Source organism: Streptomyces parvus (assembly GCF_032121415.1).
In the GTDB taxonomy this organism is placed as follows: domain Bacteria; phylum Actinomycetota; class Actinomycetes; order Streptomycetales; family Streptomycetaceae; genus Streptomyces; species Streptomyces globisporus_A.
Window position 1 is genome coordinate 1704216 of sequence record NZ_CP135079.1, and the last position, 16964, is coordinate 1721179.

At 73.3% G+C, this 16964-nt stretch carries 15 protein-coding genes; 7 read left to right on the forward strand and 8 right to left on the reverse strand.

What is annotated here, in order from left to right; translation table 11 throughout:
* The first annotated feature begins 8 nt into the window (after window positions 1-8).
* Window positions 9-1022 carry an ATP-binding cassette domain-containing protein gene (locus RNL97_RS08780; protein ID WP_030583855.1) on the forward strand — a complete coding sequence of 338 codons (1014 nt, stop codon included), beginning with the start codon at window positions 9-11 and terminating at the stop codon, window positions 1020-1022.
* A complete protein-coding gene (locus RNL97_RS08785) occupies window positions 1019-1885 on the forward strand; it encodes an ABC transporter permease (protein ID WP_313750536.1) in 867 nt (288 codons plus the stop codon). Before RNL97_RS08780 ends, RNL97_RS08785 begins: the two co-directional genes overlap by 4 nt.
* An 11-nt stretch (window positions 1886-1896) precedes the next feature.
* On the opposite strand, the gene RNL97_RS08790 is transcribed toward RNL97_RS08785, so the two are convergent.
* A complete protein-coding gene (locus RNL97_RS08790; RefSeq protein ID WP_243313871.1) occupies window positions 1897-5481 on the reverse strand; it encodes an AfsR/SARP family transcriptional regulator in 3585 nt (1194 codons plus the stop codon).
* A 128-nt stretch (window positions 5482-5609) separates the two neighbouring features.
* On the opposite strand from RNL97_RS08790, the gene RNL97_RS08795 reads away from it, so the two are divergent.
* Entirely contained in the window at window positions 5610-6416 is an 807-nt protein-coding gene (locus tag RNL97_RS08795) for a site-2 protease family protein (protein ID WP_243313873.1), read from the forward strand.
* Window positions 6417-6438: 22 nt separating this feature from the next.
* Here the strand turns inward: RNL97_RS08795 and RNL97_RS08800 are convergent, their stop codons facing one another.
* The 3 genes from RNL97_RS08800 to npdG form a co-directional block, all read right to left on the reverse strand.
* Window positions 6439-7542, reverse strand: a complete 1104-nt coding sequence (locus RNL97_RS08800) for an ABC transporter permease family protein (protein ID WP_243313875.1) — start codon at window positions 7540-7542, stop codon at window positions 6439-6441.
* A gap of 153 nt (window positions 7543-7695) precedes the next feature.
* A complete protein-coding gene (locus tag RNL97_RS08805) occupies window positions 7696-7878 on the reverse strand; it encodes a hypothetical protein (protein ID WP_243313876.1) in 183 nt (60 codons plus the stop codon).
* Between the two features lie 101 nt (window positions 7879-7979).
* The gene (gene npdG / locus RNL97_RS08810) at window positions 7980-8693 is read right to left on the reverse strand and encodes an NADPH-dependent F420 reductase (RefSeq protein WP_030583872.1); all 714 of its coding nucleotides are present in this window, start codon (window positions 8691-8693) and stop codon (window positions 7980-7982) included.
* Between the two features lie 187 nt (window positions 8694-8880).
* Between npdG and RNL97_RS08815 the strand changes: the two genes are divergently transcribed.
* Together RNL97_RS08815 and RNL97_RS08820 are read left to right on the forward strand one after the other, a co-directional pair.
* Window positions 8881-9480 carry a hypothetical protein gene (locus RNL97_RS08815; protein ID WP_313750537.1) on the forward strand — a complete coding sequence of 200 codons (600 nt, stop codon included), beginning with the start codon at window positions 8881-8883 and terminating at the stop codon, window positions 9478-9480.
* A 56-nt stretch (window positions 9481-9536) separates the two neighbouring features.
* On the forward strand, window positions 9537-10853 hold the full coding sequence (locus tag RNL97_RS08820) for an MFS transporter (protein WP_030583876.1): 1317 nt from the start codon (window positions 9537-9539) through the stop codon (window positions 10851-10853).
* 88 nt (window positions 10854-10941) lie between these two features.
* Here the strand turns inward: RNL97_RS08820 and RNL97_RS08825 are convergent, their stop codons facing one another.
* Window positions 10942-11172, reverse strand: coding sequence for a hypothetical protein (locus RNL97_RS08825; protein WP_030583878.1), 231 nt, complete (start codon window positions 11170-11172; stop codon window positions 10942-10944).
* Between the two features lie 58 nt (window positions 11173-11230).
* Between RNL97_RS08825 and map the strand changes: the two genes are divergently transcribed.
* Together map and RNL97_RS08835 are read left to right on the forward strand one after the other, a co-directional pair.
* Window positions 11231-12088, forward strand: coding sequence for a type I methionyl aminopeptidase (map, locus tag RNL97_RS08830; RefSeq protein ID WP_313750538.1), 858 nt, complete (start codon window positions 11231-11233; stop codon window positions 12086-12088).
* Window positions 12089-12294: 206 nt separating this feature from the next.
* Window positions 12295-12960: a biliverdin-producing heme oxygenase gene (locus RNL97_RS08835; RefSeq protein ID WP_030583882.1), complete on the forward strand. Its 666-nt coding sequence runs from the start codon at window positions 12295-12297 to the stop codon at window positions 12958-12960.
* Window positions 12961-12986: 26 nt separating this feature from the next.
* On the opposite strand, the gene RNL97_RS08840 is transcribed toward RNL97_RS08835, so the two are convergent.
* From RNL97_RS08840 to RNL97_RS08850, 3 genes are all read right to left on the reverse strand, one after another.
* On the reverse strand, window positions 12987-13664 hold the full coding sequence (locus RNL97_RS08840) for a PhzF family phenazine biosynthesis protein (protein ID WP_243313883.1): 678 nt from the start codon (window positions 13662-13664) through the stop codon (window positions 12987-12989).
* Window positions 13665-13777: 113 nt separating this feature from the next.
* Entirely contained in the window at window positions 13778-15394 is a 1617-nt protein-coding gene (locus RNL97_RS08845; protein WP_243313886.1) for an HtaA domain-containing protein, read from the reverse strand.
* Window positions 15395-15484: 90 nt separating this feature from the next.
* A complete protein-coding gene (locus RNL97_RS08850) occupies window positions 15485-16954 on the reverse strand; it encodes an HtaA domain-containing protein (protein WP_313750539.1) in 1470 nt (489 codons plus the stop codon).
* Between the last annotated feature and the right edge of the window lie 10 nt (window positions 16955-16964).

A 16964-nucleotide genomic window follows, 5' to 3' on the forward strand; every position in this document is an offset into this window, starting at 1 on the left:
TGGTGCACATGGAACGAATCGACAAGAACCCCAGCAGCGGCCGGAACGCCGTCGAGGTGCGGGGGCTGGTCAAGCACTACGGCGAGACCAAAGCTCTGGACGGCGTGGACCTCGATGTGCGCGAAGGCACCGTCCTCGGTGTGCTCGGCCCCAACGGCGCGGGCAAGACCACCCTCGTACGCTGCCTGTCCACCCTGATCACCCCCGACGCCGGCCACGCGGTCGTCGCGGGTTACGACGTGGTGAAGCAGCCCCGGCAGCTCCGCCGCACCATCGGCCTCACCGGGCAGTACGCCTCGGTCGACGAGAAGCTCTCCGGCCGGGAGAACCTCTACATGATCGGGCGGCTGCTCGATCTGCCCCGCAAGCAGGCCCGGGCCCGCGCCGACGAGCTGCTGGAGCGGTTCTCGCTCACCGAGGCGGCCAAGCGGGCGTGCATGGAGTACTCCGGCGGGATGCGCCGCCGCCTCGACCTGGCCGCCTCGATGATCGGCAGCCCGGCCGTGCTGTATCTGGACGAGCCGACGACGGGGCTCGACCCCCGGACCCGTAACGAGGTCTGGGACGAGGTGCAGCGGATGGTCGCCGAGGGCGCCACCGTCCTGCTGACCACGCAGTACATGGAGGAGGCCGAGCAGCTCGCCAAGGAGCTGACGGTCATCGACCGGGGGAAGATCATCGCCCGGGGCGGGGTCGACGAGCTGAAGGCCAAGGTCGGCGGCCGCACCCTGCACATCCGGCCCTCGGACCCGGCGGAGCTGGCCGCGATGGCGCAGGCGATCCGGGACGCCGGGCTCGACGGTGTCGCCGGGGTCCAGGCCGTAGGGGACGAGGGGCTGCTGTACGTGCCGATCCTCAGCGACGAGCAGCTGACCGCCGTCATCGGGCTGCTGGGCGTGCGCGGCTTCTCGCTGGCCCATGTCTCCACCGCCCTGCCCAGCCTGGACGAGGTGTTCCTCGCGATCACCGGCGACAAGGCCGCCCCCCTCTCCGACCCGGCTCCCCAGGAGGTCGCCGCATGAGCACCACCACCACAGCACCGACCCCCGCGCCCGCCGGGTCCCCGGGCCCCGCACCCGTCAAGGCGGCCGTGGCGGACGAGGGCCGGATCGGCCTGCGGGCCAACCTCCGGCACATCGGGGCCCTGGCGCGGCGCAATCTGCTCCAGATCAAGAAGGACCCGGAGTCGATGTTCGACGTCCTTCTGATGCCGGTCATCTTCATCCTGCTCTTCGTGTACGTCTTCGGCGGCTCGGTCGGCGCCAGCCTCGGCGGGAACCGGCAGGAGTATGTGAACTACCTGGTGCCGGGGCTGATGGCGATGATGGGGCTGAACATCGCCATGGCCGTCGGCACGGGCGTCAACGACGACTTCCGCAAGGGGGTCATGGACCGGTTCCGGACGATGCCGATCGCCCGGTCCTCGGTGCTCATCGCCAAGATCGTGGTCGAGCTCGGCCGGCTGATGGTCGCCATGTTCATCCTGCTCACCATGGGGTTCGTCGTCGGCATGGAGCTGCACGGCTCCGTGTTCGGGCTCCTCGCGGCGGTCGCGCTGTCGGCGGTGTTCGGCGCCGCCATCATGTGGATCTTCATCCTGCTCGGGCTGACCATGAAGACGGCCCAGGCTGTTCAAGGGACGGCGATGCTCGTGCTGATGCCCCTGCAGTTCGGTTCCTCGATCTTCGTGCCGACCCAGACCATGCCGGGCTGGCTCCAGGCCTTCACCGACTACAACCCGCTCTCCAACCTCGCCGACGCGGCACGGGCGCTCATGCAGGGCGGCCCGGTCGGCGACTCGGTCTGGTGGACGCTCGCCTGGGCCGTCGGCATCACGCTGGTGATGGCTCCGCTGGCGGTGGCCAAGTTCCGCAGGAAGGCCTGAACCGCGGGCCGCTACGTGGGCGGAGGCGTCGGCCGGTACGCCTCCGCCAGGGCGGTGGCCTCGTCGAGGGTGAGGCCGCCGCCCTGCTCGTACGCCGCCTCGTAGGCCGCGTCGCCGCCGAGCCGGTCCCGGGCGGCCTGCTCGGCGAGAACGAGGTTTCGGCGCTCCATCGTGGTCGGCACATGCCCCTTCGGCAGGAGCACCGCCTGGAACGCCAGCAGCCGGGCGGCGTCCTTCGCCGCGTCGGCTCCGCCGAACCCGGCGAGCGCCTGGGCGATGGCGGTCAGATGGGCCGACGGCATCTGCGGGGCCACCATCATCGACAGCGGTTCCCGCGCGCTCTCCAGAGCGGTCAGCGCGTTCTCCAGGGCGGAGGAGTGGTCTCCGTCGAGGTTGTCCAGCCAGGCCAGCACGCCGTGGACGAAGCCGCCGAAGATGGCGACATCCCGGGAACTGAAGTCCTCGCGGACCAGGTACGCCTGCTGGCGGGCCTCGTCCACCCGCCCCTGGAGACCGAGCACGAATCCCAGGTGCATCCGCGCCATCGGTGTCGCCTCGTGGCCCAGCTCCCGCCCGTTCTCGGTGACTTCGCGCAGGATGGCCTCGGCCTCCGGGAGCCGGTCCAGCTCGATGAGGGATCCGGCGTACCGGGCCCGCAGCAGCGCCGCCTGGCTCTGCGCGCCGATCTTCCGCGCGTACTCCACGGCGGCCCGGTAGTCGTCCAGCGCCGCCGCGAAGTCACCGGCCCGCTCGTTGGCCTCGCCCCGTGCGGAGAGCGCCTCGGCAGCGCCCCAGTCGTCGCCGAGCCGGGTGTAGATCTCCAGGCTCTCGTCGGCGTCGGCGAGCGCGTCGGCCACCCGCTCGGGGCTGTTGGCCAGCAGGTTGGCACGGGTGTGGAGCACGGAGCCCAGCTCCCACTCGGCACCATGGACCCGGGAGGCCCGGACCGTCTCGTCGAGCACCGCGTACAGCTGCTCCAGGTCGCCGGTGAACATGATCGCGAACAGCCAGAACGTTCCGGGCATGCGGCAGGTCTGCGGCATGCCGGGCCGGTAGGTGTCCGCGATGATCCGCAGCCGCGCCTTGCCCTCCGGGGTCGACCAGGTGCTGATCGCGTTGTCCACTCCGGCCAGTTGGATCAGGGACACCCCGCGCCGTGCCTCCGCGAGCTGCTCGTCTCCCATCGGCGGGGGCCGGTCGGTGGGCCGCTCCGAGAGCCAGGGGGCCTGGAGGCCGGGCGGGGCGAAGGGATCGGGGCCGAGCGAGGCGGCGAGCTCGCTCCACTGACGGGCCTCCGCGCGCAGGTCGCGCAGCGTCCAGTACCAGGCCATCGACAGCACGATGCACAGCGCCTCGTGCTCGTCCCGGCCGACGACGGCGTGGCGGAGGGCGGTGCGCAGGTTCTCGTACTCGCGCTGGAAGACGGCGATCGCCTCCCGCTGCCCGCTGCCGCGCACCTTCGGCCCGGTGATCCGGGCGAGCTCCCGGTAGTGGGTCAGGTGGCGGCGCGCGACGGCGGCCCGTTCCGCCGCCTCCTCCAGGCGCTCCGCGGCGTACTCGCCGACCGTCTCCAGCAACCGGTAGCGCATTTCCCCGTCGTCGCCGGGCGCGGCGACCACGAGGGACTTGTCGACGAGGGAGCCGAGCAGGGACGCGACGTCCGGGGAGTCCACGACGACGCCGTCGGCCGGTTCGGGCAGGGCGCAGACCTCCTCGGCCGCGGCCAGCGAGCAGCCTCCGGCGAAGACGGAGAGGCGGCGCAGCACGGCGCGTTCGGCGGCGTCGAGCAGGTCCCAGGACCAGTCGACGACGGCGCGCAGGGTCTGCTGACGCGGCAGGACGGTGCGGCTGCCGTTGGTGAGGAGGCGGAAGCGGTCGTCGAGCCGGTCGGCGATCTGGCGCGGGGTGAGCATCCGCAGCCGGGCGGCGGCGAGTTCGATGGCGAGCGGCAGCCCGTCGAGCCTGCGGCAGATCTCGGCGCAGGCGGCGGCGGTCGCCTCGTCGGCGTCGGTACGGAAGCCGGGCCGGGCCGCCGCCCCGCGCTCGGCTAGCAGGCGCAGGGCCATCGGGTCGGGCAGCGGGTCGACGGGGCGGACGAACTCACCCGGTACGCCGAGGGGTTCGCGGCTGGTGGCGAGGACGGTGAGCCGGGGGCAGTGGGTGAGGAGGTGGTCGGTGAGGGCGGCGGCGGCCCCGACGACGTGCTCGCAGTTGTCGAGCAGGAGCAGCATCCGGCGCGGGGCGCAGTGTTCGGTGAGGCGTACGAGGGGGTCGTCGCCGGTGCGGTCGGCGGCGCGCAGTTCCTCGGCGCCCGCTCCGCGCAGCACGGTCTCGCGGGCCCCGAGGGCGCCGAGGACGGCTTCGGGCACGGTGTCCGGGTCGTCGACGGGGGCCAGTTCGGCGAGCCAGACACCGTCGGGCCAGGCGTCGGCGGCGGCTTCCGCGGTCTCCTGCGACAGCCGGGTCTTGCCCGCGCCACCGGGTCCGAGCAGGGTGACCAGCCGGGCGCGGCCGAGGTCCTCGCGCAGGGCGGCCATGTCGGTGGCGCGCCCGACGAAGCTGGTGAGCCGGGCGCGGAGGTTGCCGGGGGCGGGCGGACTGCCGGGGTACGCCGAGCCGTCGGGGAGCGCCGGGCCACCGCGGGACGCCGGACCGCCGGGGGCGAGGTGGTCGCCGGGGCCGGGCGTGCGGTGGGGGGCCGGTACCGCCGGGGCGTCGGGGGCCGGCGGCCGGGCCCCGGGCTGCGGGGCGGCCCCGCCCGCGAGGCCGGGGGCGGGCCGGGTCGCGGGCTCCGGCGCGGGGGCCCCAAAGGACCGGGCGTAAGGCCCCGGCGCGGTCGCACCCGGGGAGCGGGGGAGCGGCCCCGGGTCGGCCGGGTCGGGGTGGAGCAGTTCGGTGTGGAGGGCGCGCAGGGCCGGTCCTGGGGCGGTGCCGAGGCGGTCGTCGAGCAGGGTGCGGACCTCCTCGTACGCGGCCAGCGCCTCGGCGGGGCGTCCGGCGTCCCGCAGGGCCCTGATGCGCAGGGCCTGGAGCGGTTCGTCGAGCGGATGGGCGTCGCAGAGCACGGCCAGCTCGGGCAGCGCCTCCGCCGGTCTGCCGAGCGCGAGGAGCGCCCCGAGCGCGGCCCGCCGTGCGTCGAGCCTGCGGGCCTCCCAGCGGGACGCGGTCGCCGTACGGTCGGGGAGATCGGCGAGGGCGGGCCCGTTCCACAGGGCGAGGGCCTCCCGCAGGACGGCGAGGGCGCAAGCGGCGTCGCCGTCCTCCAGGGCCCGGCTCCCCTCCCCCGCCAGCCGCTCGAAACGGTGCAGGTCGACGGCGTCCGGCGGGGCCGCGAGCCGGTAGCCGCCCGCCACGGACTCGACGGCGCCGCGGCCGAGCGCCCGCCGCAACCGTCCGACCAGGGCCTGGAGCGCGCCGGCCGCGTCGGCGGGCGGCTCACCGTCCCACACCTCGTCGACGAGGACCCCGGCCGGGACCGTCCGTCCGGGGCGCAGTGCGAGGACGGTGAGCAGGGCGCGCAGCCGCGCCCCGCCGAGGGTGACGGCCGTGCCGTCGTCGCGGAGTGCCCGGGTGGTGCCGAGGACGCTGTAGTGCACAGGGCCTATTGTCCGTGACGGACGAAGGACCGGCGTTGACCGGGTGGAACTCCACAAGCGGTCGCCGACGTTCCAGTCCTGCCGGACCGTAGGGTCACCCCGTCCCCACCCGAGGGAGTCGAACGCCGATGACCACCGCAGCCACCCGCGGCGACCGCAGGATCAGCCCGGTCTTCCTCGGCATCGCCGCCGTCACCGCGGTCGCGGGCTGGGCGGTGTGGACGGGCTTCGCGGACGCCACCGGCTTCGCCGTCTTCCTGTTCGTCACCGGGGCCTGGATCGTCTCGCTCTGCCTCCACGAGTACGCGCACGCCCGCACCGCGCTGCACAGCGGGGACCTGTCGGTGGGGGCGAAGGGCTATCTCACGCTCAACCCTCTGAAGTACACGCACGCGCTGCTGAGCATCGTGCTCCCGGTGCTCTTCGTGATCATGGGCGGCATCGGGCTGCCCGGCGGTGCGGTCTACATCGAGCGCGGCCGGATCCACGGCCGGTGGAAGCACAGCCTGATCTCGGCGGCGGGCCCCCTGACGAACGTGGCGTTCGCGATTCTCTGTACGGCCCCGTTCTGGCTGGACGCGCTGGACGGCGTGCCGCGCGCCTTCCAGTACGCGCTGGCGTTCCTGGCGATGCTCCAGGTGACGGCGGCGATCCTGAACTCCCTGCCGATCCCGGGGCTGGACGGGTACGGGGTGATCGAGCCCTGGCTCTCGAACAGGATCCGCCGCCAGGTGGAGCCGATCGCGCCGTTCGGGCTGATCGCCGTGTTCGCGATCCTGTGGATCCCCGAGGTGAACATCGCCTTCTTCGACGCGATCCACGCGCTGCTGCGCGGCCTGGGCGTCGAGGAGTTCCAGCGGTACTGCGGCTACGACCTGTACCGCTTCTGGCGGGGCCTCTTCGACGAGCAGGACCCGGGCTGCGCGGTCGGCTGACCGCACGGCCCGGGTCGCGGCGTCAGACCGCCGGGGCGGTGGGCCCGGCGGCCGGGGCGGGGGGACGAGCTGCCCGGGACGCCCGTACGGCAGCGGCCAGAATCGCCACCACGACGCCGCCGAAGGCCCAGGCGCCGAGGATCCAGAGAGCGCCGGTGGTGGCGTTGCCGTCGAAGTAGACGGTGTTGCGCACCACGGTCGTCCCGGCGCCCGGCGGGAGCGCCTGGCCGATCGCGCTCCAGAACGGCGGCAGCAGGGAGGACGGGTACACCCCGCCGGAGCTGGGGTTCCCCAGGACCGTGAAGATCAGGATGGTGAGACCGAGGCCGATCGTGCCCGCCACCGACTGGAGGGCGACTCCCACCGCGCCGGAGGCGAACACCACGAGGGTGCCGATCCCGACGAGTTCCCAGAACGCGCCCGGCAGGCAGTCCAGCACGGGGCCCACGATGATCGCGCCGCCGATGCCCGAGACGAAGCCGTACGGCAGCATCGCCGTCAACCGGACGAGGGTGCGGCGCAGCGTGGGCTTCTTGGATCCGGCCGCCATGTTCAGGGCCGAGGCCGCGAGATAGCCGCCGATGGTCCAGCTGAGGACGATGTAGAAGGACGAGAGGCCCCGCGAGTCTCCGGCGGCGGGCGGGCGGATGTCTCGGACGACGATCGTCCGGTTCTGCGTCCGGGCGACCTCCTGAAGGATCTCGGCGGCCGCCGCGGTGGCCGAGGGCCCGCCCGCCGAGGCCACGATCAGGGTGTCGGTGCGGCTCACCGGGTGCACGACGAGGGCGGCGTCCGTACGGCGGTCCAGCAGCCGTGCGCGTGCCTCGGCGCGGTCCTGGACGGCGGTGACCCGCAGCGGGTCGCCGGGCAGCGCGTCGAGGCGTGCCACCAGGTCCCGCTCCACGGCGGGCGGGGCGACCAGGGTGATCGGCACGCGGCGCGGCTCGGGTGCGTGGAAGGCGCCCATGTAGGAGAGGGCGAAGCCCAGTTGGAGCAGGAGCACCCCGAGCATGACGAGCGCGGCCCGGGTCGAGACGGCGTCCCGCACCTCCTCCCAGAAGCCCTGGGTCCGGTCACCCCTCTGCACGGTCGACCCCGAAACGTCGTGGTCCCTCGCGTCTGCCACACGGCCTCCCTCGCCCGGTTCCGCCACGTCCGTGGCGGAGCCGTCACATGCTCGGCCCCCGGCGGCGTCCGCCGGGCGGGGCACGCCTGGGGAGAGGTGCGCTCGACCTGATTGGCGGAGGCCGCGGGCGGTGGAGCGGGGAGCGGCGTGGGATCAGCCCGCGTCGGGGGCGGTGGCCAGGCGGTGCCTGCGCACGTAGAACCAGGTCATGTTGGACGAGAGACCCGCGATGAGCACCCAGACGATCCCGAGCAGGCTGCCCTGGGCGAAGGAGACCACGGCCGCCACGACGGCGAGGACGCAGACGACGAGGGCGTAGAGGGCGATGCGGGGCATGGGGGTCGGCTCCTGTCGGGAACGGGTCGCGCTCCCTGCCGGGAACGGTCGCGGTCCCGTCCAGTGTCCCCCATGCCCCGTTGTGCCCCGACCGGGCCCGGTCAGACGTCGGTGGTGCGCAGTCCGGCGTGGGCCTTGTAGCGGCGGTTGACCGAGATCAGGTTGGCGACCAGCGACTCGACCTGGTGGGCGTTGCGCAGCCGGCCGGCGAAGATGCCCCGCATGCCGGGGATCCGCCCGGCCAGCGCCTGGACGAGGTCCGTGTCGGCGCGCGCCTCGCCCAGGACCAGCACATCGGTGTCGATCTCCTCGATGGACTCGTCCTGGAGCAGCACGGCCGAGAGGTGGTGGAAGGCGGCGGTCACGCGGGAGTCCGGCAGCAGCGCCGCGGCCTGTTCGGCGGCGCTGCCCTCCTCGGGCTTGAGGGCGTAGGCGCCCTTCTTGTCGAAGCCGAGCGGATTGACGCAGTCGATGACGAGCTTGCCCGCGAGCTCCTCGCGCAGGGACTGGAGCGTCTTGGCGTGGCCCTCCCACGGCACGGCGACGATCACGATGTCGCTGCGCCGTGCGCATTCCGCGTTGTCCGCGCCCTCGACGCCGAAGCCCAGCTCGGCCGCCGCCTGCTCGGCGCGGGCCGCGTCCCGCGAGCCGAGCGTCACCTTCTGTCCGGCGCGGGCGAGCCGGTAGGCGAGGCCGCGCCCCTGCGGTCCGGTTCCGCCGAGCACGCCGACGCTCAGTCCGGAGACGTCGGGGAGGTCCCACGGGTCCTTGGCGGGGGGCTTGGGCGCGCTGCCGCTGCTGTCCTGTGTAGTCATGGGGCCGACCCTACTGCCAGGTAGGCCGGGGGGAGCGGCCGTGGGTACGCGCCCGTCCCGGTTCAGCTCGCCCGCTCGGCTCGCCGGTTCGGCTCGCCGGTTCGGTTCCCCGCACCGTCCTCCGTTCGGGTGAGGGGGCGGGCGACGGGGCCGGCCGGGGCGGCGGGCGGGGGCAGGATGCCGGGCCATGGATGCCGTACGCGTCGCCCTGCTCCGCGATGTGCTGGCCGGGACCCGGTGGCCGCAGGACGCCCGCCGGTTCGCGCTGGCCCTGCGCGCCTCCGTCGTCCCGCGCGGCGGCCTGCTGCTGGCGGGGACCGAGGCGTACGAGCCGTGGCATCTTGCGGCCCATCTGTCCGACGAGGCCGCCTGGTCGGGGCAGCCGGAGCCGGCTCCCACGCTCGTACGGCACCGGGTGGCGGCGGGCGACCCGGCGCACCTGGCGGTCGGGCTCGGCCGGATCGCGGCGGCGGGGCGGGGTGAGACGGTGCTGCTGGTCGCGCCGGAGCGGCCGGGCGAAGGGCTGCTGGAGCGGGTGCACGATGCCCGGCGGGCCGGGGCGCGGGTGCTCACCCTGGACGGCGGCGACCCCGAGGTCGGCGGCCTGGCGCACGACTCGCTGGTGGGCGGCGGGGACGACGAGGTGGACCTCGACATCGCGCAGCATCTGGTGAGCGCGGCCGCCGGGGAGAACGGGCGGCCTCCGGCGGGCGGGCCGCGCACGTTCCGGGACCGGCTCGCTGGGCCGGCCGACCGACTGACCCAGCCGCCGCCGGCCCGCTGGTAGCGCGGCCGGGAAACTCGCTTGCCCGGTACACCCCGTTGTACGGATCATGGCCCTTCGTGACCTCAGCACCTCCCCCGCCTGCCTCCGCCCCCTCGCCCCCGCCGCCGGGGCGGTTGCGCGCCCTGCTGCCCGATCTCGCGCCGTGGCGTTCCTCGCCGGACTTCCGGCTGCTGTGGGTGCAGGGCCTGATCACGTACTTCGGCAGCTTCATGGCGCTCATCGCGCTGCCGCTCCAGATCAAGGACCTCACGGGCTCCCCGCTCGCGGTCGGGGCGATGGGCGCGGTGGAGCTGGTGCCGCTGGTGGTCTTCGGGCTGTACGGCGGGGCGCTCGCGGACTCGGCGGACCGCCGCCGGGTCATCCTGCTCACCGAGGCGGGGCTCGGGGTGCTCGCCGCGGTCCTGCTGGTCAACGCCCTGCTCCCGGAGCCACTGCTGTGGCCGCTGTACGTGGTGGCCGGCGGGGTCTCCGCGCTCGCCGGACTCCAGCGGCCCGCCCTGGACTCCCTGATGGCCCGGATCGTGCCGCACGCCCAGCAGACGGCGGCGGCCGCGCTGAACTCGCTGCGCTGGCAGATCGGGGCGATCGCGGGCCCGGCGCTGGCCGGTCTGGTGGTGGCGTACGCCGGTCACGGCACGGCGTACGCGGTGACGGTGTGCACGTTCGCCGTCTCCGTCGTGCTCTGTCTGCGGCTCTCCCCCGCGCCGCCTGCCAAGGAGGCGGCGAAGCCGTCGCTGCGCGGGATCGTGGAGGGGGCGCGGTACGCCTGGAGCCGGCCGGTGCTGCTGGGGACGTACGCGATCGACCTGGCGGCGATGTTCTTCGCCTTCCCGAACACGATCTTCCCGTTCCTGGCGGACGAGCTGGACGCCGAGTGGTCGCTCGGGCTGATGTACGCGGCGGGCTCGGTCGGCTCGCTGGTGCTCGGGCTGACCAGCGGCTGGACGAGCCGGGTGCGCAGGCACGGGCTGTTCGTGGTGTTCGGTGCGGCGGCCTGGGGTCTGGCGATCGCGGCGGCGGGCTGGTTCTCCAGCGTGTGGGTGGTGCTGATCTGCCTGGCGGTGGCGGGGGCGGGCGACATGCTGAGCGGGCTGGGGCGCTCGACGATCTGGAACCAGACGATCCCGGAGGAGCTGCGGGGGCGGCTGGCGGGCATCGAGGTGCTGTCGTACAGCGTCGGGCCGCAGCTGGGTCAGGTGCGGGCCGGGGCGATGGCCGGCTGGACGGGGACCCGCTCGGCGATCTGGACGGGCGGGGTGGCGTGCGTGGCGTCCGTGGTGCTGTTGACCGCCGCGTTGCCGAAGCTGGTGCGGTACGACTCGGAGACGGACGAGGATGCGGTGCGGAGGCGGGAGGCCCGGGTGGAGGGGTGACCCGAGGCTCCGCCCCGCACCCCCGCTCCTCAGACGCCGGAGGGGCTGGAGTGCTGCCTCAATCGCCGGCGGGCTTCGAAGGACGTCCTCAATCGCCGGACGGGCTCGGCTTGTCCTCCTCGTGCCATTTCGGGTCCGTGTCCCACTCCAGGTTGCGGTCGCGTGCGGTGTCCATCGCATGCTGGGCCGCCTCGCGGGAGGCGTAGGGGCCGAAACGGTTCAGCGCCGGGCACTCCGGGCCTTCCTCGACCTTCTTGTGCTCCAGGCAGTAGTACCACTCGCCCGGCTTGCCGACCGTGCGCTTCTTGAACAGGGCCATCGACGGCTCCTTTCCTTATCGCCATGGTGCCCCGGGGCCGCTGGTTAGACTCGCTGGCATGTCTGGCCAGTCGCTTCTCGTACCAGGGGAGATCACTCCCGTCCGTTCCGTACCCGGAAACATCCGGCGTCCCGAGTACGTGGGGAAGCCGGCTCCGACGCCGTACACCGGCCCGGAGGTCCAGGACACCGACACCATCGAGCGGATGCGCATCGCGGGCCGTATCGCCGCGCAGGCGATGGAGGAGGCCGCCAAGCACATCGCCCCGGGCGTCACCACGGACCAGCTCGACAAGGTCGCCCACGACTTCATGGTCGACCACGGCGCATACCCCTCGACGCTCGGCTACCGGGGCTTCCCGAAATCGCTGTGCACCTCGCTGAACGAGGTCATCTGCCACGGCATCCCCGACTCCACCGTGCTGCGCGACGGCGACATCGTGAACCTGGACGTCACCGCGTACATCAACGGGGTGCACGGCGACAACAACGCCACCTACCTCTGCGGCGACGTGGACGAGGAGTCCCGGCTGCTGGTCGAGCGCACCCGGGAGTCTCTGAACCGGGCCGTCAAGGCGGTCAGGCCGGGGCGGCAGATCAATGTGATCGGCCGGGTCATCGAGTCGTACGCCAAGCGCTTCGGTTACGGGGTCGTGCGCGACTTCACCGGGCACGGGATCAACACCTCGTTCCACTCCGGCCTGATCATCCCGCACTACGACAGCCCGAACGCCACCACGGTGATGCAGCCGGGGATGACGTTCACCATCGAGCCGATGCTGACGCTCGGCACCCACGAGTACGACCTGTGGGAGGACGGCTGGACGGTGGTGACGAAGGACCGGAAGCGGACGGCCCAGTTCGAGCACACGCTGGTCGTCACGGAGACCGGAGCGGAGATCCTCACCCTTCCGTAATCACCCCGAACTGTCCGTTATCGGGCCTCCCACTTCCTCGTGGCGTAGTTTTTTACCGACAAGCAGTCGGGAACCAGTTGACTTAGGTAAGCCTAAGTAGGAGGATCGGCGTACCGGCGCGCGCCGCCGCACCGTCGCGGCGCCCGCCTGCCGATATGTCCGTCTCTTTCTGGACTTCCCGTCCCCTCGGTCCCCGGAGGCCCGCCTTGGACGCAACCGCCACCGTCACTCCCTTCTCGACGCTCATCCGCACCGCGTCGCACGAGCAGCACACCGAGGCCGAGACCTCGACCTTCATGAGTGACCTTCTCGGCGGGCGGCTGGGAGTGGACGCGTACACGCGCTACACCGAGCAGCTGTGGTTCGTGTACCGGGCGCTGGAGGAGGGCGCGGAGGCCCTGCGCGAGGACCCGGTCGCCGGTCCGTTCATACAGCCCGAGCTGATGCGCTCCGCCGAGCTGGAGCGCGACCTGGCGCATCTGCGGGGGGCCGACTGGCGCGAGGGTCTTGAGCCGCTGCCCGCCACCGCGGCGTACGCGGCCCGGGTCGCGGAGTGCGCGCGCACCTGGCCCGCCGGTTACATCGCCCACCACTACACCCGCTACCTGGGCGATCTGTCGGGCGGTCAGATCATCCGCGACAAGGCGGAGAAGACCTGGGGCTTCGAGCGCAGGGGCGACGGCGTCCGGTTCTACGTCTTCGAGCAGATCACCAACCCGGCCGCCTTCAAGCGGGGTTACCGCGAGCTGCTGGACGCGGTGAACGCGGACGACCTGGAGAAGCAGCGCATCGTCGAGGAGTGCAAGCGCGCCTTCGCGCTGAACACCGCGGTCTTCCACGAGCTGGGCGAGGTCTTCCCGCTCAGCGCCTAGGCGTACGGCCCGTCGCCGCCCCGGGTTCAGCCCCGGGCGGCCATCAGGACGCGGCCCCCGACCTCCACCGTGCCGTCCGGCGCGGGCGCGGTGAGGATCTGGGAGCCGCGTCCCTGTGTGATGTTCAGGGCCCGGCCGAGGTGGGCGCTCAGCAGCATGGCGGCGGCGCCCGTCGCCTCGTCCTCGACGATCCCCCTCTCCTCGCCCCGCCTCGGGAACGCCCGTGCCCGGACCCGTCCAGCCGCCTCGTCCTCCCAGGCCCAGGCGTAGAGCCACCCCTCGCCGGGCGGCGGTCCCGGCAGCGCCTCGATCTCGGCGGCGCTCGCGTACTGCTGGAGCGTGCGCGGCGGGGCCCACTCCGGGCGGGCGGTGATCCAGGTGAACTCGCCGTCCTGGCGCGCGAACACGTCCCCGACGGCCAGTTCCAGGACCTCCAGGTCGAGCAGCCAGGCGGCGCCGACCAGCGGGTGTCCGGCGAACGGCAGCCGGAGGCCCGGGGTGTGGATGTCCACCCGGCCGCGCTCCGGGTCGTCGACGAACACGGTCTCGCTGAAGCCCAGTTGCCGGGTCAGCCGCTGCCGGGACGCCTCGTCGGGGTGGCCGCTTCCGTCGCGTACGACGCCGAGGGCGTTGCCGTACCGGCCGTCGGGTCCGCAGAACACCCGCAGGACGTCGATGCCCCGGGGTACGTCGTAGTCGTTCACCAGGGCATTCAAGCACTGCCGGGCGCCGGGGCGGGAAACGAGCGGTAAGGGCCGCGGGGCCGTGCCGGCGGGCACAGCTGCCGCCGGTACGGCCCCGGGGATGTGCGGGTGCGTCAGGCGGTGGTGTCGCGGCGGCGGCGCGCCGCGATCACGACACCGGCGCCGGCCGCCACGACGACGCCGGAGGCGGCGATCAGGGCGCCGGCCGGGAGGCCGGAGCCGGTGGCCGCCAGGGAGCCGGAGCCGCCGACCGAACCGCCGGTGGAGCCGCCGCCGACCGTGGAGCCGCCGGTGGTCGAACCGCCCGCCGTGGAGCCGCCGGTGGAGCCCGCCCCGCCCGTGGAGCCGGAACCGCCGGTGGAGCCGCCCGGGAGCCGGGCGTCCTTGTCGAGGGAGACCGCGACGTTCAGCGCGTCGAGGGCCTCGCCCTTCCGGTAGAAGCCGCCGAACGCCTTCGCGCCGTCCGTGGTCAGCGTCGCGGGGACGTCTCTGAGGTTCACGATGCCGCCCTTGGCGGCGAGCGCGCCGGCGGGCACCTTCAGGTCGGCCAAGGACAGGGCGGTGAACTCGCTGACCTTGCCGGACTTCTGGTCCTTGGAGGAGACGTCGGCGAGGAGCGTGCCGGAGGTGCCCTCGATGTCGACCTTCAGGTTGCTGAGGGAGAGGTCCAGGACGTACTCGCCCTTGGTCTCGTGGCCGAGGAAGCGCACCTTGCCCTTGAACGCGGCGTCGAGGGTGTTCTTGTCGGCGTCGAGGAGGCCGGTCGCCCTGGTGAAGCGGTAGCCGTCACCGTCGGCGGACGCGCCGTCGCTCGTCACGATCTTGCCGTGGGCGATCGGGCCGACCACGTAGTCGCGGAACTGCTGCCTGACGCCCCAGTCGAGGGTGCCGTCGACGACCGGGCCACTGACGGGCGCGGCGGTCTGGGAGGCGGTCGGGGTCGGGTCGCCGCCCGGGTCCTTGGTCGGGTCCGCGCTCGGGTCCGCGCTCGGGTCCGCGGAGGGATCCTTGCTCGGGTCCTTGGTCGGGTCCGGGTCCTTCGTCGGGTCCTTGGTCGGGTCGTCCGACGGGGACGGGCTCGGCGCCGCGGTCCTGAGCGACAGTGTCGCCGGGTCGAGTTCGGCGCCTTCCTGGTAGAAGCCGGCGAAGGCCTCCGAGCCCTCGGCGGTCAGCTTGGCCGGAATGCCGGTGAGGACCGTCTCGCCGCCCGCACCCCGGCCCCGCTCGGCGGCGGTCATGTCGAGCACGGCGATGGGGGCGTCGTCCTTGGTGACGACGGTGCCGTCCGTCTTCTTGCTGGTGAAGTCTGCGGTGATGGTGCCGGTCCCGGTGCCCGAGGCGACCTTGATGTCGCTCAGCCGGACATCGAGCACACCGTGGTGGCCCTCGAACCGGACGCCACCCTCGAACGCGGCCAGGGATTCGTGCGTCCCCACGTCGTACGAGCCCTTGGCACCGGTGAAGGTGAACACACCGTTGCCGTCGGCCTGCCGGGCGCCGTCGGTGACGGTGATCTTGCCCTGCGCGATGGGGCTGACGAGGTACTTGCGGAAGGACTCCTTGACGCCCCAGTCCAGGGTGCCGTCCACGATCTCCAGCTTCGGCCCGGCGGCGGGCCCCGCCGCCGGGGAGCCGGCGGCGAGGGCCGGGAGGGCGAAGGCGGTGGCGCCGAGGGCGGCGGCCGTGGCGACGGCCGCGGCAAGGGTTGTGGGGCGGCGGGTTGCTGCCATGTCGGTGTGTCTCCTAAGGGGACCGGGGGCGGTAGAGAAGCGTGGGGGGAGGGGTGAGGATCCATAAGGCACGCATGGGGGATGCCGGGGTCAGGAAGTCTGCGGGGCGTCGGGGGTCGCGGAGGCGTCGGCGGCCTCGGGGGCCGGCCGCGCTGACCGGCGGCGCAGGGCGAGGAACGCCGCAACCGCTCCGAGGAGGAGCAGCGCACCGCCGCCGATGGCCGCCCGGGCGCCGGCGCCCGGGCCGGAGCCGGAGGAGGCGCCCGCCGGTGCGGCGGAGGGCTCCCCGGCGGCCTTCTTCGTGGGCTCGGCGGCCGCGGTCGGCTCGCTGCCGAGGTCGGGCAGGGCGGGCAGCCGGGCCTGGTCGTCGACGGTCACGGCGAGCGAGACCGGGTCCATCGCCGTACCCGCCTTGTACAGGGAGCCGAACGCCCCGGAGCCTTCGGCGGTGAGGGTGGCGGGGGCTTCGGTGAGGGCGGCGAGGCCGTTCTTCGGAGCGAAGCCCTTCGCGGCGAAGGTGACGACCGGGACGTTCTCGGTGGTCCTGCCCTCGCTGGTGACGTCGGCGGAGAGGGTGCCTTCGCCCTCGGTGACGGCGACGGTGACGGCGGAGAACTTCAGGTCGAGGCCATGGGCGCCGGTGAAGCGGATGCTGCCGCTGAACTCGGCGTCCAGCGTCCGCTTCTTCGCGTCGTACGTTCCCTTGCCCTGCGGGAAGCGGAACAGGGCCCCGCCGTCCTCGGCGCCGTCGGCGAGCGTCCACGCGCCCTGGCCGATGGAGCCGGTGACGTACTCGCGGAAGGTGCGGCGTACGCCCCAGTCGACAGCGGCGTCCTCGAAGCGGCCCGCCTTCTCCTTGTCCTTCTTCGGCTGGTCCTTCTTCTCGCCGCCGTCCTTCTTCTCGTCCGGGGCGGTCCGCTTCGGCTGGGCGGCGGCGCCCTCGGTGTCGACGGAGAGGCTGACCGGGTCGAGCGGGGTGCCCTCGGTGTAGTAGCCGGCGAAGGCGGAGGCGCCCTCGGCGGTCAGCGTGGTGGGGACGCCGGTGAGGGCGATCGGGGTGGACCCGCCCTTCATGTCGATACCGCCGAGACCGAGCTTGGCCAGGGGCACTTGGGAGCGGTTGGAGACCTTGCCGGTCCCCCGCTCCTTGCTGACCATGTCCGCGTGGAGCATGCCGCTGCCGCCGCTGATGCGGATCGTGGGGCGGCTGATCGTGAGGTCCAGCTCGTTGCCGCCGTCGGCCTTCTTGTGGCCGGTGAAGTGCACGCCGCCGGAGAAGGCGGAGTTGAACGCCCCGGAGTCCGGGTCGTAGGAGCCGGTCGCCGAGTGGAAGCGGAACTGGCTGCCGCCGACCGTGGCCGCGCCGCCGGTCAGGCTCCAACTGCCGTTCGCTATGGGCCCGGTGACATAGCTCTGGAAGGAGGCCTTGATGCCCCAGTCCAACCGCCCGCCCTGCACCGTGCGGCTTGCCGCTTGCGCGGTGGCGGCGGGGAGCAGGGCTCCCAGCAGTACCGCGAGGAGCGCGACGGCGAGTGCGCGGCTGGATCTGGACGACGGCATGACGGACCCT